Origin of the sequence: Flavobacterium granuli (assembly GCF_031456055.1) — a bacterium.
In the GTDB taxonomy this organism is placed as follows: domain Bacteria; phylum Bacteroidota; class Bacteroidia; order Flavobacteriales; family Flavobacteriaceae; genus Flavobacterium; species Flavobacterium granuli_A.
In genome coordinates, this window is sequence record NZ_JAVDTX010000004.1 from 361,489 (window position 1) to 383,993 (window position 22,505).

The 22,505-nt window shown below is 34.2% G+C and carries 21 protein-coding genes; 13 read left to right on the forward strand and 8 right to left on the reverse strand.

All coding sequences use genetic code 11. The features are described from left to right. The first annotated feature begins 32 nt into the window (after positions 1–32). From J2W95_RS10475 to J2W95_RS10510, 8 genes are all read left to right on the forward strand, one after another. Positions 33–1,118, forward strand: coding sequence for a sensor histidine kinase (locus J2W95_RS10475; RefSeq protein ID WP_310006688.1), 1,086 nt, complete (start codon positions 33–35; stop codon positions 1,116–1,118). 194 nt (positions 1,119–1,312) lie between these two features. Next, on the forward strand, positions 1,313–2,629 hold the full coding sequence (locus tag J2W95_RS10480) for a porin (RefSeq protein ID WP_310006690.1): 1,317 nt from the start codon (positions 1,313–1,315) through the stop codon (positions 2,627–2,629). A gap of 181 nt (positions 2,630–2,810) precedes the next feature. Next, a complete protein-coding gene (locus tag J2W95_RS10485; RefSeq protein ID WP_310006692.1) occupies positions 2,811–3,644 on the forward strand; it encodes a PstS family phosphate ABC transporter substrate-binding protein in 834 nt (277 codons plus the stop codon). 75 nt (positions 3,645–3,719) lie between these two features. Further along, positions 3,720–4,916: a phosphate ABC transporter permease subunit PstC gene (pstC, locus tag J2W95_RS10490; protein ID WP_310006694.1), complete on the forward strand. Its 1,197-nt coding sequence runs from the start codon at positions 3,720–3,722 to the stop codon at positions 4,914–4,916. 2 nt (positions 4,917–4,918) lie between these two features. Continuing rightward, complete coding sequence (gene pstA, locus J2W95_RS10495) at positions 4,919–5,863, forward strand: phosphate ABC transporter permease PstA (RefSeq protein WP_310006696.1); 945 nt, start codon at positions 4,919–4,921, stop codon at positions 5,861–5,863. A 66-nt stretch (positions 5,864–5,929) separates the two neighbouring features. Continuing rightward, a complete protein-coding gene (pstB, locus tag J2W95_RS10500) occupies positions 5,930–6,688 on the forward strand; it encodes a phosphate ABC transporter ATP-binding protein PstB (RefSeq protein WP_310006698.1) in 759 nt (252 codons plus the stop codon). Positions 6,689–6,798: 110 nt separating this feature from the next. After that, the gene (gene phoU, locus J2W95_RS10505) at positions 6,799–7,479 is read left to right on the forward strand and encodes a phosphate signaling complex protein PhoU (protein WP_310006700.1); all 681 of its coding nucleotides are present in this window, start codon (positions 6,799–6,801) and stop codon (positions 7,477–7,479) included. 251 nt (positions 7,480–7,730) lie between these two features. Then, positions 7,731–8,630 carry a DUF481 domain-containing protein gene (locus tag J2W95_RS10510; protein WP_310006702.1) on the forward strand — a complete coding sequence of 300 codons (900 nt, stop codon included), beginning with the start codon at positions 7,731–7,733 and terminating at the stop codon, positions 8,628–8,630. 2 nt (positions 8,631–8,632) lie between these two features. On the opposite strand, the gene J2W95_RS10515 is transcribed toward J2W95_RS10510, so the two are convergent. The 4 genes from J2W95_RS10515 to J2W95_RS10530 form a co-directional block, all read right to left on the reverse strand. Further along, a complete protein-coding gene (locus tag J2W95_RS10515) occupies positions 8,633–9,724 on the reverse strand; it encodes a glycosyltransferase family protein (RefSeq protein WP_310006704.1) in 1,092 nt (363 codons plus the stop codon). Positions 9,725–9,879: 155 nt separating this feature from the next. Further along, complete coding sequence (locus J2W95_RS10520) at positions 9,880–13,311, reverse strand: hypothetical protein (protein ID WP_310006706.1); 3,432 nt, start codon at positions 13,309–13,311, stop codon at positions 9,880–9,882. A gap of 193 nt (positions 13,312–13,504) precedes the next feature. Then, entirely contained in the window at positions 13,505–14,761 is a 1,257-nt protein-coding gene (locus tag J2W95_RS10525) for an aspartate kinase (protein WP_310006708.1), read from the reverse strand. A 57-nt stretch (positions 14,762–14,818) separates the two neighbouring features. Then, positions 14,819–15,301, reverse strand: a complete 483-nt coding sequence (locus J2W95_RS10530; RefSeq protein ID WP_310006710.1) for a GNAT family N-acetyltransferase — start codon at positions 15,299–15,301, stop codon at positions 14,819–14,821. A gap of 170 nt (positions 15,302–15,471) precedes the next feature. On the opposite strand from J2W95_RS10530, the gene fbp reads away from it, so the two are divergent. Further along, positions 15,472–16,491: a class 1 fructose-bisphosphatase gene (fbp, locus tag J2W95_RS10535; RefSeq protein WP_310006712.1), complete on the forward strand. Its 1,020-nt coding sequence runs from the start codon at positions 15,472–15,474 to the stop codon at positions 16,489–16,491. A gap of 55 nt (positions 16,492–16,546) precedes the next feature. Here fbp and J2W95_RS10540 read toward each other — a convergent pair whose 3' ends face one another. Continuing rightward, the gene (locus tag J2W95_RS10540; protein ID WP_310006714.1) at positions 16,547–16,978 is read right to left on the reverse strand and encodes a tellurite resistance TerB family protein; all 432 of its coding nucleotides are present in this window, start codon (positions 16,976–16,978) and stop codon (positions 16,547–16,549) included. A 189-nt stretch (positions 16,979–17,167) separates the two neighbouring features. Here J2W95_RS10540 and J2W95_RS10545 point away from each other — a divergent pair, with 189 nt between their 5' ends. The 3 genes from J2W95_RS10545 (at position 17,168) to J2W95_RS10555 (ending at position 19,873) form a co-directional block, all read left to right on the forward strand. Then, on the forward strand, positions 17,168–17,761 hold the full coding sequence (locus J2W95_RS10545) for a HupE/UreJ family protein (protein ID WP_310006868.1): 594 nt from the start codon (positions 17,168–17,170) through the stop codon (positions 17,759–17,761). A 90-nt stretch (positions 17,762–17,851) separates the two neighbouring features. Further along, positions 17,852–18,283 carry a deoxycytidylate deaminase gene (locus J2W95_RS10550; RefSeq protein WP_310006716.1) on the forward strand — a complete coding sequence of 144 codons (432 nt, stop codon included), beginning with the start codon at positions 17,852–17,854 and terminating at the stop codon, positions 18,281–18,283. A 6-nt stretch (positions 18,284–18,289) separates the two neighbouring features. Then, the gene (locus J2W95_RS10555; RefSeq protein ID WP_310006718.1) at positions 18,290–19,873 is read left to right on the forward strand and encodes a S41 family peptidase; all 1,584 of its coding nucleotides are present in this window, start codon (positions 18,290–18,292) and stop codon (positions 19,871–19,873) included. 29 nt (positions 19,874–19,902) lie between these two features. Here the strand turns inward: J2W95_RS10555 and J2W95_RS10560 are convergent, their stop codons facing one another. From J2W95_RS10560 to J2W95_RS10570, 3 genes are all read right to left on the reverse strand, one after another. After that, entirely contained in the window at positions 19,903–20,511 is a 609-nt protein-coding gene (locus J2W95_RS10560; RefSeq protein ID WP_310006721.1) for an FAD-dependent oxidoreductase, read from the reverse strand. A gap of 2 nt (positions 20,512–20,513) precedes the next feature. Continuing rightward, a complete protein-coding gene (locus J2W95_RS10565) occupies positions 20,514–20,720 on the reverse strand; it encodes a hypothetical protein (protein WP_310006723.1) in 207 nt (68 codons plus the stop codon). A 128-nt stretch (positions 20,721–20,848) separates the two neighbouring features. After that, a complete protein-coding gene (locus tag J2W95_RS10570; RefSeq protein WP_310006725.1) occupies positions 20,849–21,427 on the reverse strand; it encodes a MarC family protein in 579 nt (192 codons plus the stop codon). 214 nt (positions 21,428–21,641) lie between these two features. Here J2W95_RS10570 and J2W95_RS10575 point away from each other — a divergent pair, with 214 nt between their 5' ends. After that, positions 21,642–22,487, forward strand: coding sequence for a hypothetical protein (locus J2W95_RS10575; RefSeq protein WP_310006727.1), 846 nt, complete (start codon positions 21,642–21,644; stop codon positions 22,485–22,487). Positions 22,488–22,505: the final 18 nt, after the last annotated feature.

Consider the following 22,505-nt stretch of genomic DNA (forward strand, 5'->3'; position numbering starts at 1 on the left):
TTAATAACCATAATGCCTGTGTTAAATCAATAATGAAAATCAATTTCAAAAAAAGTTACAAGTTTGCTATAAAATCGGCTTTGTATATCAGTTTATTTGTCTCAGGATTTTGCATGACTTTATCCGTAATACTGTTCAAATCTTCTTTTACGAACATGTTGTTGTTTGGTTTTATTAGCCTGTTTTTTGTTTATGTATTTTCATTTTTTGTTCTACAATACAGAGTGGAGCGATTTATCTATCGAAGGGTAAAGAAAATTTACGACGATGTGGCGCTCTTGGAATCGAGTACTTTTATAAATAAGCCCATCACCACTGATATGGAGACTTTAACACGTGAAGTGAAGAAGTTTGCAACCGATAAAAAACTCGAAATAGAAATGCTTCAAATACGTGAAGAGTATAGAAGAGAGTTTTTAGGAAATGTTTCTCACGAACTTAAAACCCCATTATTTACGGTTCAGGGTTACTTGTCGACACTTATTGACGGGGCCATGGAAGACAAAACCATCAGAAAAAAATACTTGAAACGTGCCGAAAAAGGAGTAGAGCGATTGATTTATATTGTGGAAGATTTGGATATGATTACCAAATTAGAATCGGGGGATTTGAATCTTGATTTCACAAAATTTGATTTAGTAAAACTCATTCGGAATGTTTTTGATTTGCTAGAGATGAAAGCGGATAAAAAGAACATCACTTTGGCATTCGAAAATGATAATATTCTGCCCGTTTTTGTAAACGGCGACAAAGATAAAATTCAGCAAGTAGTCGAAAATTTGCTTGTAAACTCCATAAAATATGGAAAAGAAGGCGGTTTGACTGAAATTTCGATTGTGAATTTAACCAATAAAAAAGTTTTGGTTCGAATTAGCGACAACGGAGAAGGAATAGAACCTCATAATATTTCTAGAATTTTTGAGCGATTTTACAGGGTGGACAAAAGCGGTTCCCGTACCGAAGGAGGTTCTGGCTTAGGACTTTCCATTGTGAAGCACATTATAGAAGCTCATAAAGAAAAAATATATGTCGAAAGTGAATTTGGAATAGGTTCAGAGTTCTCTTTTACTCTTGAAAAGACATATATTACAGATCAATTTGGCTTAAAAAAGAAATAGATTTATTATATTTGAATAATAAATAAGTATTTGACTATCAAATTCATGTGTCAAAATTAACGAGATTTAAGTGCAAAATTTTTCTTAAGGAAAACCCTGTTAACATTAAATTATCGTCTAAATAACATTCTGTTAACTTTAACTTAACATTGTAACCTCAACTTTGCATAAAATTAACATTTAGAATTAACATAATGATAAGAAGAGTTATAATAGCATTAATGGTGTTGACGATTGGCTTGAGCAATGCTCAAGAGATTACCAATAACCCAAAAGTCACCAACGATCAAATCCAAAAAGCGGTTGCTCACTATATGGACTCTGTTAATAAAGCAAAGCCTGTTGAAATTAAAGAAACGGAGAAAAAGGAGAAATGGTACGATATGTTTTCCATTCGTGGATATGTTCAAGTAAGATATAATGGTTTGTTCTCTACCAACGATAAGGTTTCTTGTGATCAATGCGATAAGTCTTGGGGTACAACATCTTCAGATCCTGATGCAAAATCTAATAATGGTTTTTTTATTAGAAGAGCGCGTATCGTTTTTTCTGGGCAAATACATCCAAACGTATTTTTTTATATCCAGCCAGACTTTGCAAGTTCCCCTTCTACTGGAGTGATTAATTTTGTGCAATTAAGAGATGCCTATGTTGATTTGTCATTCGATAAGAAAAAAGAATATAGAGTTAGAATTGGTCAAAGTAAAGTGCCTTATGGATTCGAAAATTTGCAATCAAGTCAAAATAGGTTGACTTTGGATCGTAATGATGGTTTAAACAGTGCCGTTGCTAATGAACGAGATTTGGGGATTTTCTTTATGTGGGCGCCAAGTGAAATAAGAGAACGTTTTGCAATGCTCGTTAAAGACGGTTACAAAGGTTCTGGAGATTATGGTGTATTTGCATTTGGAGCCTATAATGGGCAAACACCTAATAAGTTGGAAGCGAATAGAGATTTACATGTGGTCGCTAGGCTAACATATCCTTTCGTAATTGGTAACCAAATTATTGAGCCAGGAATACAGGCTTATACCGGTAAGTGGGCTTTTACTAGTGAAATTTCTTCTGGTGTAACCACCCCCTTGAATACAGAGTATGTCACTGACCAAAGAGTGGGTGCGAGTTTTGTCCTATATCCAAAACCCTTTGGGATTCAAACAGAGTACAATATTGGAGAAGGACCTCGTTATGACAAAACTACCAATACAATACAATCTGAAAGTTTACAGGGCGGATATATAACACTGAATTACAAATGGGATTTACCAAGGCATCATTTGTTATACCCGTTTGCTAAATTTCAATATTATGATGGAGGAAAGAAATTTGAAAAAGATGCGAGAAGTTATATGGTAAGGGACTATGAATTTGGATTGGAGTGGCAACCTCTTAAAGCATTTGAATTAGTTGCAGAATGGGTTGTATCTGACAGAACTTTTGAGGATAGCGCCAAAAGAGATAACAGACAGCAAGGAAATTTACTACGATTACAAGCGCAATTTAATTTCTAAAAAGAAAATATAAATATCATAATAATTTAGTATTGTTTAATAAAAAAACCGCCATTGGCGGTTTTTTTATTGTAAAATTATTGTAAAAACCACGTAAAGGATAAAGATTGAATAATACTGGCTTAACATAAAGTTAACGTTAGGCCTTTACTTTTGTCGTAAATTTAAATAAACTTTAAAAATGAATAAAAGTAAATTAAAAATAGCGGCAATAGTATTGGTTACAATGACTGTTGGATATTCGTTTACAGCATTGAATAAGATAACTATTAAAGGTTCGGACACGATGGTGATTCTGTCGCAAAAATGGGCAGAAGTGTATATGAAGAAAAATCCAGGAACCGCGATACAGGTTACAGGTGGTGGATCTGGAGTGGGTTTGGCTGCTTTGATTAATGGTTCTACAGATATTGCCAACTCAAGTCGTCCAATTAAATCTTCTGAAGTAGGGAAATTAAAAGAAAAGTATGGTACTATGGGAATTGAAATTCCTTGTGCCAAAGATGGTTTATCTGTTTTTTTAAATAAAGGAAACACTGTTTCGGAGCTTACGATAAAACAGATTGGGGATATTTTTTCCGGAAAAATAACGAACTGGAAAGAAGTAGGTGGCGCAGATGAAAATATACAATTGTATGGAAGAGAGAGCAGTTCGGGGACATTTGAATTTTTTAAAGAACACGTAGTTAAAACAGATTTTTCACCAAGATGTCAAACTTTACCTGGTACTGCAGCTATTGTAAATGCAGTTAAAAAAGATAAATATAGCATAGGATATGGTGGGTCTGCTTATGCCGAAGGGGTAAAAGACTGTAAGGTGAAAAAAGATGCCAAGAGCAAAGGTGTTTTACCAACCGTTGCAACCGTTAAAAACAATTCTTATCCTATTACAAGGTATTTGTACATGTATTTGAAATCGAAACCAAAAGGGGAAACCAAAGCTTTTATTGATTGGATTTTGAGTCCTGCTGGCCAAGCTTATGTTCAAGAAGTGGGGTATTATCCTTTAAAATAATACAAAGTAAAATATCCCTCATTTACAAGTGAGGGATATTTATGTTTATTCTATACGTATTTATAAAAAAGTAAGATGCATTCACAATTACCCATTAATCAAGCTTTCACGAAGGAAAGTTTAAAGAAACAATTCAGGCTTTCTGAGTTCTTGGCAGAAAAGATCATATCATCGATTGCCTTTTTGTCAATAGCGGTTATTTTCTTGATTTTCATTTTTGTATTCAAAGAATCATTGCCATTATTTAGTCTAGGAAGCGATGATAAGAACAAATCAGAAATTCACGCATCTGCAGTAAATAAACCAGAATCTTACGATGCAGCTTCAGAAGATTTGAAACCTGAGTCTTACGGATCTGAGTCAACTGAGGAGTTAAAACCCGAATCTTACGGGACAGAATCTACAGAGGAACTTAAACCCGAAAGCTATGGAGATACTCCAATAGTAGACTTGACAGTTACATCGGCAGACGAAACAATAGATGTGGCTCCCCAAAATCAAGAAGGATCAGATAAAACTTGGGATACTTTTTTCAGTACAGAATGGGTTCCTGTTTCTGATAATCCCAGATTTGGATTAATCGGTTTGTTGATAGGAACTCTGAAAGTGACTATTATAGCCATGCTTATTGCGGGTCCGTTGGCGGTTTTTGCCGCTTTGTATACTTCTTGTTTTGCCTCCAAAAGAATCAAGGAAATCATAAAACCTATTATCGAAATGCTTGCTGCTTTTCCATCTGTGGTTATTGGTTTTTTTGCATTGATGGTTTTGGCCAGTTTTTTTCAGAATGGGTTTGGATATGATTCCAGATTAAATGCTTTCATCGGAGGAATTGCGATGGCTTTGGCTGCTATTCCAATTATTTATACTATTTCAGAAGATGCATTGTCTTCGGTTCCAAAGACCTATACCGAAGCGAGTCTGGCATTGGGGGCTAGTAAGTGGCAAACTGCTTTTTTTGTGGTTTTGCCGGCGGCAACGCCTGGTATTTTTGCGGCATTGTTGCTGGGAGTTGGAAGAGTATTTGGGGAAACAATGATCGCCTTGATGGCAACTGGAAATGCTGCTTTACTTTCTGCTAATCCTTTTGAAAGTGTGCGAACTTTTGCCGCAACTATTGGTTCTGAAATGGCCGAAACGGTATTTGGAGAAACCCATTACAGTGTTTTGTTCTTTATAGGGTCGCTGCTTTTCGTTTTCTCATTTGCATTAAATGCAATAGCCGAGTTTTATATAAAGGGCAAATTGTTGAAAAAATTCCAAGGAAAATAATTATGGAAAAAGTTATAAATGAATCAGAAAAGCACTTTTTTTCGAGTGAAAAAAGTGCTTCAGAAATGAAGGGGAAAATTTTCATCGGGATGACCCAATTGGCCGTAATCCTTATTATGACTATTCTTTTTGTTATTTTGGGAATTATCATTTACGAGGGGAGATCCAAATTCTCATGGGAATTTATTTCTGCTTTCCCTACAAATGGAATGACCGAGGGAGGGATTTTTCCAGCCTTGATAGGTACTTTTATTTTAGTAATCGTAATGTCTATTGCGGCAGTTCCATTCGGGACTATTACGGCGCTTTACTTAACGGAATATGCCAGCGAGAATTCCAAATTTGCAGCAGCGGTACGATTCTCGGTTCGTACTTTAGCGGTTGTGCCATCCATTATATTCGGACTTTTTGGGCTAGGGTTTTTTATCCAATTTTTGGGAGCTGGTGCCGATACTGTTTTTAATGGAGGAGAATTGCGCTGGGGACAACCCAATATTCTTTGGGCGAGTTTAACAATGTCTTTGTTGACTTTGCCTGTTATCATCGTTTCTGTTGAAGAAGCTTTGAAAACTATTCCACGCGAATTAAGGGAAGCTAGTTTGGCACTTGGCGCAACCAAATGGCAAACCATCAAAAAAGTAGTGCTTCCGGGTTCTGTTTCCGGAATTATGACAGGAACTATTCTTGCTGTGAGTAGAGGTGCCGGTGAGGTAGCTCCAATATTATTTACGGGTGCAGCCTATTATTTGGCTACGCTACCGGGTTCTTTGAGCGACCAATTTATGAATTTGGGTTACCATGTTTATATTATGTCAACTCAATCTTCGGATGTGGAGAAAACCATGCCAATACAGTTTGCTACCACATTAGTGTTGTTAATTTTGACGTTATCACTAAATGTTGTTGCCGTAATCATTAGATCAAGAATTAGAAGAAGAGCAAAGTAAAATTTTTGATTGCAGATTTTGTGGGGTAATTATAGGATTATCTCTTTTATAAAACAATAAAAAACAATGAAGGACATAAAAATAAAAGTTAATGATTTGTCACTATACTATGGTGAAAAAAAGGCGCTGAACGAAATCACAATGGATATTCCAGCCAACAAGGTGACTGCTTTAATTGGACCTTCGGGTTGTGGGAAATCCACTTTTCTGAGATGTATCAACAGGATGAATGATTTAATTCCTAGTGTTTCCATTACTGGTAAAATGCTGGTGGAAGATGTCGATATTTATGATAAAAATGTTGATGTAGTCAATATCCGAAAAAAGATTGGAATGGTTTTTCAAAAGTCTAATCCTTTTCCGAAATCCATTTACGAGAATATAGCTTATGGGCCTCGCATCAACGGGATAACAAATAAGACAGAATTGGATGAAATTGTGGAAACATCTTTGCGTCAAGCCGCTATTTGGGATGAGTTGAAAGATCGTTTGGATGATTCGGCATTAGGACTTTCAGGGGGACAGCAACAGCGTTTGTGTATTGGAAGAACCTTGGCGGTAAGCCCAGACATTATTTTGATGGATGAACCCGCAAGTGCATTGGATCCAATCTCCACTTCAAAAATTGAAGAGTTGATACATGAATTGAAAGAGCAATACACGATCATTATCGTAACGCACAATATGCAACAAGCGGCGAGAACTAGTGACCATACAGCCTTTTTTTATATGGGGAATTTAATAGAAATGGGGAAGACAAATTCTATCTTTACAAAACCAAAGGAGAAACAAACCGAAGATTACATCACGGGTAGATTTGGATAATAAAATAATTGAAAAATTGTAAAATGCAAAGATTATAAAAACCTTTAGTGATGAATATAAGTTCATATATCTTTAATTTTTTTAATCTTTAATACTTAAATTAGAAAAAAATGGCAACACGTTTCGAAATAGAATTAGATAATTTAAAAAGCATTATTAAAAAAATCGGGAAATTGGCGGAAGGTCAAGTGAGCGAAGCTGTCAAAATACTTTTGCAGGAACCTGAAGCCGCTGGAGGGAAAATTATAAAAAAAACCGAGAATAAAATAGATAAATTAGATATCAAAATAGATGAGGTTTGCCAAAGTATTTTTGCTTTGCAGCAACCTGTCGCTTCCGATTTGAGATTTATTATGTCTGCAATGCAAATAAGTAATGAGATAGAACGAATTGGGGATTTGTCTATTAGTATCATGAAAAAATCAAAAAACATAAAGGAAAAACTTGATTTGATCGAAAAGTTCGACATTGCCGATATTGCCAGACAAGTCGAATTGATTACCGTTAAAACCAATAAATGTTTTGCCACACAAGATGGTAAAGCTACCGGAGAGATTTTTGTTCTAAACAAGGATATTACAAATAGCTGCGAGGATGCCATTCATGATGTTATCAATGAAATGAAGGTCAATTCCAAAGCTGTGGTTTCCGGGACTAATCTGGTGATTGTTTTGAAGCATTTGGAGCGCATTTCGGAGCATTGCACGAATATAGCGGAGTATGTTTACTTTACGGTCAATGCCAAAATTATCAAACATGATAAACTGGATGATATTTTGCCCGAAGAATAGTTGCTTTCAGAAGTTGAAAATTTATAAATTTTAAAAAGTCGGAGCTGATAAACGGTTCCGACTTTTTTGCTTTTTGAAATGAGTCTATTTTATTTAAATTCAATTGCTTAACTTTATATTTTGACTTCTATTTAATCTATATGAAATGTTTTCTGCTTTCATTGTTTTTTCTGTTTTGTATTGGGCTCCATGGCCAAAATGACACTTTGTATTTTAAGAACAAAGAAATGATGGTTGGTGAGGTAAAAAGTATGTCAAACAATATACTAATAGCCGAAACTAAATTCAGTGATCAAGATTTTAAAATTGAATTTGATAAAATCATAAAACTAATTTTGGTCAATAAATATTCCATTTATTTGGTAGATGGGAGTAGTTTTTACGGTACATTAAAATCGAATAAAGATAATGAGGTCACAATTACTAGTGGAGATACTATTCAGAATGTATCGGTTAGTAAAATAGTGAGTTTGAATAAGATTGAAAGCGGGTTTTGGAAACATTTTACAGGCTCATTTGATTTTGGATATAATTTTACAAAAACCAATAACAGTAAACAATTGACTTTGGCATTGCAACTGAATTATATCAGCGAAAAATGGATTCATACCGTCAAATATGATCAATTATTCAATGTTCAAGATGATGTTGAAGATATTGAAAGGGTCGAATGGGAATTGGATACAAAAAAATATTATAGAGATAATTGGTTTTTTAATTCGAATTTTTCCTTTTTGTCAAACACGAGTCAGTCCATAAAAGGAAGGTTTAGTCCAAGTTTCGGAATGGGTAATTATTTGGTAAGAAATAACAAATTATATTTTCTGGCCGGTGGAGGTTTGACCTACAATATTGAAAAATATTTTGATTCCACAACCGATAAGAATTCATTTGAATTGGTCTTTACCACTCAATTTAACATGTTTAATTTTGATGATATCAATATAAATACTTCCGTTTCAATGTTTCCCAGTTTGTCTGAAAAAGGTAGGTTTAGAACCGATGTTGATTTTTCATTCAAATATGATTTACCATTGGATTTTTATATAAAAGCGTCCATCAACGCAAATTTTGACAATCAGCCTTATCAAGATACCGAAAAATTGGATTATGTTTTTTCAACTGGTTTTGGTTGGAAATTAAAACATTGATTTCAGACAAAACTTAAATATTTTTTTTTATTTGAAAACACTTTGAATAACTCTTCCCAGTTAGGGGTACTGTCCAATTGCGGAAGCCCTTTGAATTGTTCTATTTGTGAAAGATTTTCAATTCTAAAACTATCTTGGGTTGCATAAGGAACTAAACCTTCTTTTTGCAGTTTTTCGGCAAGATAGATTTGTTCGTATTGTCCGGGAGTGGGTATGAAAAAGGCTTTTTTGTTGAGCTTGACCAAGTCCATAATCGTAGTGTAACCAGAACGGCAAAGCACTTTTTCGCTTTCGTTGAAGGTTTGTTCCAACTGGCGGGTTTTCATGAAATTGTAATAAGTTACATTTCCTATTTGTTCCTTTTTTTGTTCAGCTTCGATAATTCCTTTTACGAAAACTACTTTTCCGTCAAAACGTTTTACTTCTTCGGTAAGATGAGCTTCCAGTAATCCGCGTTGCGGTTCAGGCCCAGACAGAATAATCATTAAGTCATACTGAATGGGTAATGCCATTTTGTGCATACGGCTTAATGGGCCAAGGTAACGTAAGTTGAGCGAGTTGCTTTCCAGATGGCCGAGCTTTCCGGTTAGGTTCAATTTTCCGTTTACGTCGGGAACCCAGCAGGCGTTGTATTTTTTGATGATATTTTGGTGTAATTTACTGGTAATCCAGGTGGTATTTCCAGTCATTACATTCAATTGGTGTGTAATAAATACTGACGGAATTTTGTGGCTGATAACGCCTAATCGATTATCGGATATGATGCCGTTAATTTTATATTTCTGAATCCATTTTTTTACGATTCTTTTTTCTTCCCTAATGGCTTCAATCATTTTTGGGAGGCTTTTTATCAGTTTCCATTTGAAATTTTTGCCGTTTTTGGCATATTCAATTTGGTAAGAAGGTAATTCAAGGGTTTTTAAATAGGGAAATTCTTTTCGAAGCAACTCAAGAGCAATTCCATCTGAAGCAATAATTGGGGTGAAATTATTTTCCTGTAACGCTTTGATAATAGGAATGCAACGGGTAGCATGACCCAGTCCCCAATTTAATGGAGTAATCAAAATAGTTTTATTTTCGGAGTCTAAATTCATGTGTGAGTCTTACAGTTTAAATGTAAGGCGAAAATACGGGATGCTTTGCTTTTTAATGTTTGCAATGTATTACTAAAAGATTATTTAATTAAAAAAAATGCGATTTTATACATTGTTTTTTACTACAAAATAGTGCAGATGATTTTATTATGTGATTAAAAATAAGCTCTTAGCTCCACACTTCCAGTGTGAATTGCATCGCTTACTTCACTTTTTCGGCCTTGATATACAAAATTTAAATCCAAAAACTTAGTCAGATTCATTTGAAAAAGTGTTCTCCAAGTTACATTTTGTCCTCTTTGCAATCCTTCCAACATTTGGTATCCAGCGGAAGAAAACTCATTGCCCACAAAGTCATTTTCGTACAATGAGATTTCTCCGTTTACGTTAAACTTGGAAGTGCCAACGTAGCTAAAAGAAGTGCCAAAACGATTTTGGGTTAAAGTATCTAAAGTGCCAATTTGATTCTCTTTGTTTATGTATTCATAAAAAAGGTCTAAACTGACTTTCTCGGAGAAAAGGTAACTGATTTTAGGAATGCATAAATAACCTTCGATTGTATAGTTTTTTTCGGCAAATGTTTGGGATTCTGTTGCGGTTTGGATGGTTTTGGCGAGTATGTCAAATAGCCAGCTTTTTTGTAATAAGTGTTGGTATTGCAGTTGATGGAAACTGTTTTTGTTTTGGATGGTTCCAATGGACAATAAATTTTGGGTTTCGTTTTTGGTGAAAGTATAGGTAACGGAATTGTCTCTTTTTCCTCTGTTGTACGACAGGCTATTGGTGAAGGTTTTGATAAGTCCTAAAATGTCTTCAGAAGACGATTCAAATGGATTTAGTGCCAAATGTTCTTCGTTATTTTTAATCTTTTGATCCATAATAAAGGAAGTTTGCATATAAAAATAGGATAGCGCTTTCTTGAATGGACTGCTATTTTGCCAAACAATAGGATTGATTATGAAGGACTGAGAAAATCTGTTTTGGTTGGTTTTGATATAAATCTGATTAGGTAAAAAGATTCTGGTATAGGTCGCTAAATCCGAAAAAGGCGCGATTTCAAATTCTTCCAAATCCTTTATTCCATTGCCGTTATAATCATTCCAAGTATATTTTCCCTGTCCGGCTGGAACTTCTACATAAGTGTAATCCTGAAAAGGCATGGTTCCGGAATTGGTTTGGTAGAGTGTATTGCTTTGAATCAATTTATTGAAAAATTGGTCGTTGTACAACATTTTTGCATTTAGAGAAGGTGTTGTTTTTAGGGCTGGATCGGTGTAATTTAATTGTCTGTAATTGACAAATAAAGATACATCCCTACTTTCTGTCGTGAATAATTTGGTTTGTAAATTATAGCTGTTTGATGTGTTTACTCTTTGAAGTAATCCGTTTTGAACACTGTCGTTTACTCTTTTTGCATAACCCAATTGGACATAAACTTTGGTACTGTCGCCATGTCCGGCATATATTCCGTATTCCGAAAAGCGCTGGCTTAGCAAAGAGAATTGTTGAGTTGCTTTGTTTTTTTCTTGATTGTCTTCAAAACGGAGCGTACTGCCAATCCAGTTTTTTTTGGAATTATAACGAACATGTGAAAAGTTTCTCAGGAATTTCGAGGTGTTTTCTACGTCATCACTTTTTAAATAGCTTCCGTCGTTTTTAATGTTCCAATGGTTAAATTCAAACCCTGCGTTGAGGTTGTTTTTTACACCCGAATAAGTATTGGTAAGCGCTAGTTTCTGAAAAGCATAAGTAATTGTTGCAACTTTTGTTGAGTCTGTACTTGGGATTAAATTAAAATTCAAGCCAGTTCCCAATAAGCTTTGGTCACCAGTTGATGTTGTGTTTACATTCCAATCGCGATAGAATTCTATACTGTTGATGCGCTCAACGGGTTTAAACTCGGCTTGAATGCTCTGAAAATCTACGAACGCATCAACATTCCATTTTTTGGAATACAGTCGCTGTTTGGCGTTAATTTCGCCCGACAATCCTTGATTATTATTGTCATCTATTGTAGAAAATAAGTTTTTATCGCTGTTGCTAACCGCTAATTCAAAATCAACAACCGTTTTTTCTGAAGGGTTGTATTTTCCAAAGAAAGTTGCCACTTGCGCTTTTACAGGAGCGACCAATTGTATGATAGCTTCATAGTTTCCCTGTGGGATTCCATTAATTGGTTCAACATATTCAAATATTCTATCAACGCTGGTAGGATTTGATAATATATAGTTGCCTTTGGCTTGACCGATCAAAGTAAATTGAACATTGTACAATTTGTCATCGGGGTTTGTGGAATATTCATAAATATCGGTTGTTCCCAGAATGGTTTTTTTATACTGTATTTTCTTTTCGTCATAGGTGTCGGGAACGGCTGATGGAGCAATCATCATATTGGGATTGTCTCCTGCTTCCGCCAAAATTTGAGCTTGTTCGCTTGAAAGATTTTGCTGGACGGGTTGGTTTTTTAAATCATTTTCAGAATATACAGCGGCTCCAAAATTCCATTTTTTGTCTGTATAACTAGCGCCGTCATAAGTGATGAATCTCGTGTAATTGTTCTCGGAATATTGGTATTCGACAACTATTCGCATTTCGGAAGTAATAGGGAATTGAGAGTTAAACACAATTTCTCCAGAATTATAATCAATAATGTAATCGAAGTTTTCACCTCTTTTTAATAAAACGCCATTGACATAAACCCGCTCCGAACCGATGATGACTAAAACATATAATTCACCATTTTGTCCAACCAATTTATATGGCCCTTGATTTCCTTCTTGTCCTTTGAAATTACTGCTGGCATAATTCCCCGTAACAAGTCCGCCCGATGCAAAAACATTGGTCTTTCGGTCTTCATTTCCAAAATTGACCGTAGCCGATAATCCTTGAATTTTTTTGTTGAAAGTGAGGAAGCGGGTAGTATTGTTTCCTATAAAAACATCACCGGCACGAACATTCCAATCATCGGTAAAAAGCTCCATAAAAACATTGTCGTACTGATTCAGCCGTTGTGAATAACTGCCTTCCTGCACCGGAATGTTCGTGTCCTGAATTGAAGCTCGAATACTGACTTTTTCGGATATTTTTCCAGTGATTTGAAAATCTAGATTTGAATTGACTACCGCATTTTGATTACTACCAATGGTAACGCCTCGGGAAAGACTTCCTGTTGCTAAAATACCATCAAATGGAACGTTTTTTGGAGTCGAAATACTCTCCATTCTGTACAAATTCTGAGTGGTGGCATCGTTGTCAATGATTTTGCTACTGTCGTAAATGGTATATTCTTTGGTTAAAATATCCGGTAGCTTTAGATAATGAACCGTTAGGGAATCAGTAGGCGAGAAGTTTTGGTTTTTGAGTAAAAGATAACCTTTGGAAAAGTTGATTTGGTATAAAGTACTGTCGATGACTTGATTTTTTGTGTCCAATACTTTGAAATAACTGGAGTTGATGCTTACGGATTCCAAGTGAATAGTGTCGGTAGTAAAAGCTATTTTTTTGGTAGTGTAAGTCGAATCTATTTCTTGAGCCTGAAGCCCAGAAAAATAAAAAATGACAACCCAAAATAATACCTTTTTTAGCATAAACAGTATAACTCCAAAGTGTCAAAAATAGTGTTTATTATTTTTATAATGTGTTAATTAGTCGATGTCGTAATTCGAGATATTGAAAATGATTTTACGGTTTGAATTTTAGAGAATAAGGCACATTTAAAACTAAAAAAAAATGGAAGCCGAAGCTCCCATTTTTAATGGTAATTTGTTTTTGGATAGTATATTAATTCTCTTTAGTTACAATTTGCATTGTTTCTCTACTCACTTGTTTTAGCAGCACCGTTTTGTTTTCTTCAACCGTTTGAGCGGCGTTTTCATTAAAATGTCTGATTGTATATAACGTTACATTTTCGGTAAAATCTACTTTGAATTTTTTCGAAAGAATAGCATTTAATTCATTGAAATTTCCAAATTTATCTTCCACACAAACCGAAAAACTAATTGCAGAATTCTGTATTAAGTTTACTTTAAGTTTGAATTGGTGGAATAAACCAAAGATTTCGCTGATGTTTTCTTCCATGATGAAAGAGAAATCTATCGAAGACAATGAAATCAATAATTGGTTTCTTTTTACAATAAAACAAGGTAAGTAAGGTTCCAAATCAACACCTTTGGAAACCGAAGTTCCTTTCAATAATGGGTTGATAAACGATTTTACATATAATGGAATTTCTTTTTTCTGTAAAGGCTGTAATGTTTTTGGGTGAATAACCGATGCTCCGTAAAATGCCAATTCGATGGCTTCACGATATGAAATTTGATTCAGCAAACTTGCATTTTCAAAATATCTTGGATCGGCATTCATAACTCCAGGTACATCTTTCCAGATGGTTACGCTTTCGGCATTAAGGCAATATGCAAAAATAGCAGCGGTATAATCCGAACCTTCACGACCTAAAGTAGTAGTGAAATTGTTTTCATCAGAACCCAAGAATCCTTGAGTGATGTTCAAGATTTTGCGTTTAACGTTGTTGGAAATATTTTTTTGTGTCAACTCCCAATCTACTTCTGCATCTCTGTAAGTTGAATCTGTTTTCACAAAGTTTCTAACGTCCAACCATTGAGTTTGAATACCTTTGAAAGACATAAAATGGCTCAAAATTGTAGTCGAAATTAATTCTCCAAAGCTTACGATTTGGTCGTAAACAAAATTATAATTTGGAGATTTATTATGAGATAAGAAATATTCTAAATCAGAAAATTGCTCATTAACTGCTGTAAAAACTTCATTTTTATCATCTTCAAACAAATCCAATAAGATTTGATTGTGGTATTTTTTCACTTCTTGTACCGATGAATTCAATTCTGGAGATTTATCAAAATAATTTTTGATAACCTCTTCTAAAGCATTAGTCGTTTTCCCCATTGCCGAAACAATGACTAATACATCCTCATAACCCACTTGTTGCAAAACGTCGTAAACGTTTTTGATACCGGCTGCATCTTTAACAGAAGCACCACCAAATTTAAATACCCTCATTTTATTCAGATTTTAGATTTTAGGTTTTAGATTTTTTGTCTAAAACAAAATCATATTTTAATTTTTTAATTTGTTGTCTACAAAAAAGTTAATTGCATTTTCGTCCATTTGAGCAACGCGCCATTCATCTAATATTTTTGCTCCCGATTTTTCATAAAAATCAATTGCTGGTGTGTTCCAGTCCAAGACATTCCATTCGATTCTTCGAACTAGATCTTTCTTCCCTTGTTTGATAATTTCAGAATACAAAGCATAACCCAATCCAGTTCCGCGCATGCTATCTTTGACTACTAAATCTTCCAAATGGATTGTTTTTCCTTTCCAGGTTGAATATCTGTAATAGTACAAAGCAATGCCTACAATTTCATTCGCAACCTCGGCAACAAAAACATGAAATAATGGATTTGTTCCAAAACCGTCACGAACCAAATCTTCTTCGGTTATTAAAACAGCATCTGGCTCTTTTTCGAATACTGCCAGCTCCTTAATTAATGCTAAAACACCATGCATGTCCTCTTTTTCTCCTTTGCGTATTTTCATGATTTCGTATTATTATTCTTGAATTCTATTAAAAAACAGTCAAATAGTAACTAGTTTTTATGAAATATGTAGCAAATATACAATACTGTCAAACTATCTAAGTATTATTCTTTTCAATTTCACAAAAAAAACGATATTTGTGACTTCAAACTAACTACATCGATTTCGTAATGGAAGAAAGAAACAAAACACTAGGGGAATTTATTATTGAAAACCAAAAAGCCTTTCAGTATTCATCGGGTGAACTGTCGAGAATTATCAACTCAATTCGTTTGGCTGCGAAAGTGGTCAACTACAAAGTGAACAAAGCTGGATTAGTCGATATTGTTGGTGCAGCCGGAGAACAAAATATTCAAGGTGAAGATCAGCAAAAACTGGATGTTTATGCCAATGAGATTTTTATCCAAACTTTGATCAATCGTGAGATTGTTTGTGGTATAGCATCAGAAGAGAATGATGATTTTATAACTGTTGAAGGAAGTGATAACAGTCATAATAATAAATATGTTGTCTTGATGGATCCATTAGATGGATCTTCAAATATAGATGTGAATGTTTCAGTAGGAACTATTTTCTCAGTTTATAGACGTGTAACACCTATAGGAACTCCCGTTACATTAGAGGATTTTTTACAACCAGGAACTCAACAAGTAGCTGCGGGTTATGTAATTTATGGAACATCAACAATGCTAGTGTACACAACAGGACACGGTGTAAACGGATTTACATTGAATCCAGCTATTGGAACTTTTTATCTTTCGCATCCCAACATGAAATTCTCGGAAGACGGAAATATATATTCCATCAATGAGGGGAATTATGTTCATTTCCCGCAAGGAGTGAAAGATTATATTAAATATTGTCAGTTGGAAGAAGAAGATCGTCCTTATACTTCTCGTTATATAGGAAGTTTGGTGTCTGATATTCATAGAAATATGATAAAAGGAGGTATTTATATTTATCCAACAAGTTCCAAAGCTCCAAAAGGGAAATTGCGTTTGTTGTACGAATGCAATCCAATGGCATTTATTGTAGAGCAAGCCGGAGGAAAAGCTTCTGATGGTTTTGATAGAATAATGGAAATTCAACCAACAGAGTTGCATGAAAGAGTGCCATTCTTTTGTGGAAGTTTAAACATGGTTGAAAAGGCAGAAGAGTTTATGTATAAAGCAAAATTGAGTAAATATTAAACCGAGTAAAAACCAAATATTAAACCAAAAAAATAGCTCCATTTAGGAGCTATTTTTATTTATACATATTTTTCATTTCGTATATAAAGGTTTCTTCATCGACTTCTTTATCCACTAATTTTAGTGCTTTGTCAACTATGTAATTTACATTGCTAGGAGTAAAACCTAAAGCCAAACCAAACTTCACCATTAAATGCTCTTGTAAATCTCCTAATTGATGATCACGGTGTACAATTCTTGCTAGTTTATAAAGAGCTTCAAGTCTTTCTACATATAAGTATGGAGCATTGATTTCGTGTTTAGAAGGATCTTTTAAAATCTCTTTGTATTCTGAATCCGAAATTTGTAGACTCACAGCTAATTTATCCAAGAATTTTTGCTCCTGTTCTGTGATATTGCCGCCAGCATTAGCAACGCGTACAATTGCTGAAAAATGACCTCTGGCTTTTTGGATGTTCTCGCTGTTGAATAAATCTGAAAACGGCATAATCGTGATGTTTAATGGTTTGATATAAAGATAATTAATTTTTTAGTAATGATTTTTGTTTTTAATGACTTTTTTGTACGATTGACCTCTATTTTTTTATTTTTTTTAGAGAATGATTTATTTAATCAAATATTCCATTTTCAAAATTAATCGTAAGTTTACAATCCCATATCAACTAATTAATTTATGATGTCAGAATTTTTGATTTACTTTCAAATAGGATTAAAACATGTATTAGACATACATGCCTATGATCATGTTTTATTTTTAATTGCTTTGTCTGTTCCTTTCTCTTTCAATGACTGGAAAAGAATTTTGCTTTTGGTGACTGTGTTTACTTTAGGACATACAACAGCACTGTTTCTTTCAGTTTTTGGAATTATTGCTGTCAAAGTAAATGTGGTAGAATTACTCATCCCGATTACAATATTAATAACGGCTCTCTATAATTTGTTCACCGCCGGTAAAAACAGTAAAAATGGCAATGTCAATTTGGTTTTTATAATAACACTTTTCTTTGGAATCATCCATGGATTAGGATTTTCCAATTATTTTAAAACAATATTGGGAGGTAGTCCAAGTTCAAAATTATTACCAATGGCCGAATTCGCACTGGGAATTGAAGCTGCCCAAATTGTAGTAGTAATTGTAGTGTTGATTTTGTCGTATATTGTACAAACGGTATTTCGTTTTTCAAAACGTGATTGGACATTAGTGATGTCTGCATTTATAATTGGAGTGGTTTTGCCAATGATAATAGAGAGTGAAATCTGGAAAAGATAATTCAAAATATGAAATCGCCATTAAGAACAAGTTTATTGCAAATAAATACCAATAAACAAAAGGCGATTCTAATAAATATGGTTTACATATATGAATAAAATTAAATTAAATAAATACGACAAAGCCTATCTTAGAATTGCTACAGAATGGGGTTTGTTGTCTTATTGCCAAAGAAAAAAAGTAGGCGCCATTATTGTAAAAGACCGTATGATTATTTCAGACGGTTATAATGGGACACCTTCAGGATTTGAAAATTGCTGTGAAGACGAAGATGGTTTGACGCGTTGGGATGTTCTTCACGCTGAAGCAAATGCGATATTGAAAGTGGCTAGATCAACTCAATCCTGTGAAGGGGCAACTTTGTATATCACGCTATCGCCTTGTAAGGAATGCAGTAAATTGATTCATCAATCTGGGATAAAAAGAGTGGTGTTCCATAATGGATACCGTGATGATTCTGGAATACAATTTTTAATGAAGGCTGGTATAGAAGTAGAACATATTCCCGTTTTAGAAGATTAAGAGAAAATGAAATTCGACAACAAATATTTACCCATACTTATTGGAGGCATTTTTGCCCTCGGAATTTTTATTGGTAGTTTGTCGGGTACGCCTTCGTCGAAATCTTTTATGACCAAAAAGAATACTAAAGAAAAGCTCAACAAACTTATTGATTTCATTGATAACGAATATGTAGATGATGTCAATACGGATTCTATTGTGAGTCTTACCGTGAACAATATTCTGGCAAAATTAGATCCTCATTCAGTGTATATTCCGCCAAGTGAACAGGCTGAAATTGCCGAGACTATGAAAGGTGACTTTGTGGGAATAGGAATCAATTTTTATATGCATAATGATTCTTTAGCGATTATAACTCCAGTTAAAAATGGCCCTTCGGCAAAAGCGGGAATCAAAGCGGGAGATCGCATTTTGTATGCAGATAAAACCAAATTGTTTGGTCGGAAATTGACTAATGACAGTTTGTTTGCTACGCTAAAAGGTGAAGCAGGTTCGCAAATTGAATTGACAGTTTACAGAAAATCCGAACGCAAAAAAATGAAGATAACGATAAAGCGTGATGTTATTCCTTTAAAAAGTGTTGATGTTGCTATGCTTTTAGATAAAATAACAGGTTATATCAAGATTAATCGTTTCGCCGGAACCACTTCTCAAGAGTTTAAAAAAGGTTTGACTTCTTTGAGAAAACAAGGAATTAAAACTTTAGTGATTGATGTTCGTGATAATGGGGGAGGCTATATGGAAGAAGCCATTGCTATTGCCGACGAGTTTTTGAAAGACAAAGAATTAATAGTTTTTACCAAAAGTAAAAAAGAGCCTACCGAAAAAACGTATGCCACAGAGCAAGGTAGTTTTGAAACAGGTAATGTATTTGTTTTGATTGATGAAAACAGTGCTTCGGCGAGTGAAATTTTGGCTGGAGCTATTCAAGATAATGATCGAGGAACGATTGTTGGCAGACGTTCATTTGGTAAAGGATTGGTACAACGTGAAATGGATTTTAATGATGGATCGGCTGTTCGACTGACCATTGCAAGATATTATACACCAACAGGAAGGTCTATTCAGAAGCCTTATTCCAAAGGAAATGAGGAATATTTCAACGAATCGGATTCTCGTTTTCTTCACGGTGAGCTCTATAAAAAAGACAGTATAAAAGTGGTTGATTCCCTAAAGTTTAAAACTAAAAAAGGTAAGATTGTTTACGGCGGAGGTGGAATCGTACCTGATGTTTTCGTGCCTTTGGAAGCGGAACATGGAGCAGAGAATATTTCGTATTTATTGCAATCAGGAATCGTAGGACATTTTGTTTTTGAAGAATTAGACAAAGACAGAAATGCATTTGCGAAATTGACTTTCGAACAATTTAAAGTTAAAATCAATGAAACAAATTCGTATTTTAATGCTTTCCAGAAATACCTTTCCAAAAATGGATTAAAGGTTAATTTAGATAATTATAAACCATTGGTAAAAAGATATGTCAATGCTGAGTTTGCAAGACAATTGTTTGGTGATACTTATTATTATGAAGTTGTTTTGAAAGAAGATGCTATGATAAAATCGGTTTTGAAGCAAAATTCAAAACTCTAAAGTAAATTTAAAGAAGTATTTACGGTAGTTTATTTTCTAATACTATCGTGAGAATGAGTCTGAATTCCCTCGTTCCACAAAGTAAGTAAATCTGTAGCGACAGCGGCACCACTTCCAGCAGCAATAGCTAATTGGCTTCGCCATCCCGCAAGGGTTCCTATAACATAAATGCCATCGGCTACTTTATGATCAATATTCTTAAGTTGGATTCTTTGTTTTTCGGGAAGGGCTTTTTTGTGTGGTTCTACAAACTGCATTAAGCCTTCTATGGCAAAAGTGTTGGCTGAGCCAATACCAATTACGATATTGACAGTTTTGTATGAGTTTTTATTGGTGACAACTGTAAATTCGGGATAGTGACCCTCAATTTTCAATACTTTTTCCTCAGCGATTTGAACAATATGGGGATAAGTGTTGGATAAATGATGGATGCTTTCAATTAGTAATTCCGAACCTAATTTTCCAGCAGGAATTCCGTATGCATTGTTAAAAAGTGCCTCTTGAAGTGATGAAGTCTTTTGGTGAGTGAAAATTCCGATTTTCTTTGACGAAACGAAAGTTTTGTTTTTAGCAGAACCCAATACCATAGCACATGATATACCGGAAACGCCACCGCCTATAATTAATACATCAAACACAGTTATGCGTTGTTGTCGTTCATTTTTTCAACTATTTTTTTAGACATTCTAAAAATTAGAAGAATTAATACTGCACAAAATGAAGCGACTACACCAACGAATGCCACTACGCTATCTCCTTTAAATGGATTTTGAAAATCAATTAAAGTAATGTTGAAAATAAGAAGCGCAACTGCCAAAAGCACTAAAATGTTAGTGAAAGTTTTCATAGGTTTAATTTTTTTTATAAAAAATGCCAAAGTATTTTTTGAGTCAAATTTTGAAATAAAATTGCTTAAAATGGGCTGTAATCTTTGACGAATAAAATATTTAGGGGGTAAATTTATAATTTTTTTTTTTAGACAAACAAACCTTTAACATTAGCGGCGAATAATTTAACAGCTATAGCTAAAAGTACTACACCAAAAGTCTTACGAATTACGCCAAGTCCATTTTGTCCTAGCATTTTTTCAATTTTTCCTGATGATTTCAGAACAATATAAACCAAAACAATATTTAATATAATTGCAAGGACAATATTTAAGGTGTGAAATTGTGAACGTAAAGAAAGTAAAGTGGTCATTGTTCCAGCGCCTGCAATTAATGGGAATGCCAAAGGAACAATCGAGGCGGAACTTGCTTCTTCGTCTCGATAAATACGAATGCCTAAAATCATTTCCAATGCCAAAAAGAATAATACGAACGAACCTGCCACTGCAAATGAATGGACATCAATTCCTATTAGACTTAAAAATTCTTCACCAATAAATAAAAACAATATCATAATCAATCCAGCAACCAAAGCTGCTTTTTCTGATTCGATATGACCGTGTTTGGCTCTCAGCCCCACTATAATTGGAATAGAACCGACTATATCAATTACAGCGAAAAGTACCATTCCTACCGTTATTATTTCCTTTAAATTGAAATCCATCATAAGCATTGATTTGTGAAAAGTTAGGGTAAAAAAAATTTTCATTTCAAAAATACGGTTATTTTTTTCATTTTGGGAATTCTATTATTAAATGATTGTGGTGTTAGTTTTTTTTGCTTTTTATTGAATTATAAAAATAGAATAAATCAAAAGTTAAAATATATAACTACTTGAAAATCAATTGCTAAATTTGTTTGTAATTTTAAATATTTGAGCTATGAAAAAGATTGGTTTTGTTATTGTATCCTTGATTCTGTTGCTTTCTTTTGAAAATTCACAGGCTCAATTTTGGAAACAGATTCAAAAAGCAGCAGAGCAAAAAGCTCTGAATAAAGCTTCCCAAAAAGCGGATATTGCAACTGATAAGGCTTTAGATGAGGCAGATAAAGCTATTGGAGAGAGTGTAAACCAAAATGTAAACATGAATGAAGCGATTTTGGGTTACGGCAAAAATAAAGTAGATGCTTCAGAAGTTCCAAATTCGTATGCATTTAGCTGGAAATACGTTATGGAAATTAAAAGTGATGATGTAAAAGCGATGAATGCAGATTATTTTTTGGAACCCAATGTGTCTTATTTTGGGTTTAATGTGTCGCAGGGCGAAGGACAAAATATGTTTATGGTCATGGATATGAAGAACAAGATTACGGTGACTAGTTTTGGTAATGGAAAGGAAAAAATGGCCTCGGCTTCCAAAATGCCGGATTATTCCGAAATGAGTAAAAAAGAAGGTGAGAAATCGAAATTCACTTATAAGACATTGCCGAATAAAACATATCTAGGATATAATTGCAAAGGAATCCAGGCTACAAATGATGAGTATGACATTGTTTTTTATTACACAACTGAGACGAAAGTGAGTTTTAGTGATATGTTTAAAAATCAAAAAAATTGGAAAATGCCTGATGCTTTGGCAGGTTATCTCAAGCCAGATGAAAAAACGTTGCTGATGGATATGAGTATGAAAGATTTGAAAAACAAAGGAAAAGTGACTACTATGAAATGCATTAGTTTGGAGAAAAGTGCTTATGTATTCAATAAAGCGGATTATAAATTTATGTAAGTAAAATTGTTGCAATGT

What these genes read in the sequence shown, in the direction of transcription:
- J2W95_RS10520 (WP_310006706.1), bottom strand. Translation starts at nt 13,311, where the DNA reads ATGCTAAAAAAGGTATTATTTTGGGTTGTCATTTTTTATTTTTCTGGG.
- J2W95_RS10475 (WP_310006688.1), top strand. Translation starts at nt 33, where the DNA reads ATGAAAATCAATTTCAAAAAAAGTTACAAGTTTGCTATAAAATCGGCT.
- J2W95_RS10485 (WP_310006692.1), top strand. Translation starts at nt 2,811, where the DNA reads ATGAATAAAAGTAAATTAAAAATAGCGGCAATAGTATTGGTTACAATG.
- J2W95_RS10575 (WP_310006727.1), top strand. Translation starts at nt 21,642, where the DNA reads ATGAAAAAGATTGGTTTTGTTATTGTATCCTTGATTCTGTTGCTTTCT.
- J2W95_RS10480 (WP_310006690.1), top strand. Translation starts at nt 1,313, where the DNA reads ATGATAAGAAGAGTTATAATAGCATTAATGGTGTTGACGATTGGCTTG.
- J2W95_RS10545 (WP_310006868.1), top strand. Translation starts at nt 17,168, where the DNA reads ATGTCAGAATTTTTGATTTACTTTCAAATAGGATTAAAACATGTATTA.
- J2W95_RS10525 (WP_310006708.1), bottom strand. Translation starts at nt 14,761, where the DNA reads ATGAGGGTATTTAAATTTGGTGGTGCTTCTGTTAAAGATGCAGCCGGT.
- J2W95_RS10550 (WP_310006716.1), top strand. Translation starts at nt 17,852, where the DNA reads ATGAATAAAATTAAATTAAATAAATACGACAAAGCCTATCTTAGAATT.
- pstB (WP_310006698.1), top strand. Translation starts at nt 5,930, where the DNA reads ATGAAGGACATAAAAATAAAAGTTAATGATTTGTCACTATACTATGGT.
- J2W95_RS10570 (WP_310006725.1), bottom strand. Translation starts at nt 21,427, where the DNA reads ATGATGGATTTCAATTTAAAGGAAATAATAACGGTAGGAATGGTACTT.
- J2W95_RS10515 (WP_310006704.1), bottom strand. Translation starts at nt 9,724, where the DNA reads ATGAATTTAGACTCCGAAAATAAAACTATTTTGATTACTCCATTAAAT.
- J2W95_RS10565 (WP_310006723.1), bottom strand. Translation starts at nt 20,720, where the DNA reads ATGAAAACTTTCACTAACATTTTAGTGCTTTTGGCAGTTGCGCTTCTT.
- pstC (WP_310006694.1), top strand. Translation starts at nt 3,720, where the DNA reads ATGCATTCACAATTACCCATTAATCAAGCTTTCACGAAGGAAAGTTTA.
- J2W95_RS10555 (WP_310006718.1), top strand. Translation starts at nt 18,290, where the DNA reads ATGAAATTCGACAACAAATATTTACCCATACTTATTGGAGGCATTTTT.
- phoU (WP_310006700.1), top strand. Translation starts at nt 6,799, where the DNA reads ATGGCAACACGTTTCGAAATAGAATTAGATAATTTAAAAAGCATTATT.
- J2W95_RS10510 (WP_310006702.1), top strand. Translation starts at nt 7,731, where the DNA reads ATGTCAAACAATATACTAATAGCCGAAACTAAATTCAGTGATCAAGAT.
- J2W95_RS10530 (WP_310006710.1), bottom strand. Translation starts at nt 15,301, where the DNA reads ATGAAAATACGCAAAGGAGAAAAAGAGGACATGCATGGTGTTTTAGCA.
- J2W95_RS10540 (WP_310006714.1), bottom strand. Translation starts at nt 16,978, where the DNA reads ATGCCGTTTTCAGATTTATTCAACAGCGAGAACATCCAAAAAGCCAGA.
- fbp (WP_310006712.1), top strand. Translation starts at nt 15,472, where the DNA reads ATGGAAGAAAGAAACAAAACACTAGGGGAATTTATTATTGAAAACCAA.
- pstA (WP_310006696.1), top strand. Translation starts at nt 4,919, where the DNA reads ATGGAAAAAGTTATAAATGAATCAGAAAAGCACTTTTTTTCGAGTGAA.